A 234-nucleotide genomic window follows, 5' to 3' on the forward strand; every position below is an offset into this window, starting at 1 on the left:
GATGAAAAATGGGGTGTCTTTATGTCTGAACAAGAACTTATTACAATCAAAGATGATGAAGGAAACGAAAGAGTATTTCAAGTCGATGCCATGTTTGATATGGAAGGCTACACATACGCAATGATTACATCTGGAGATGAAACGCTCATCATGAGGTTAGAGGAAGATGACGGGGAACAGTCCCTAATATCAGCTACCGAAGAAGAAATTGAGAACCTCATGGATGCTTATAAC

1 protein-coding gene is annotated in these 234 nt (G+C 39.3%); it reads left to right on the plus strand.

Features of this window, described 5'->3' with window-relative positions; all coding sequences use genetic code 11:
• Positions 1-21 precede the first annotated feature (21 nt).
• Positions 22-234: DUF1292 domain-containing protein (locus tag AOA59_RS31230; protein WP_143522877.1), on the plus strand; the 213-nt coding region annotated here is incomplete at its 3' end.

The organism is Pseudomonas sp. 2822-15, from assembly GCF_002742515.1.
Classification (GTDB): domain Bacteria; phylum Pseudomonadota; class Gammaproteobacteria; order Pseudomonadales; family Pseudomonadaceae; genus Aquipseudomonas; species Aquipseudomonas salomonii.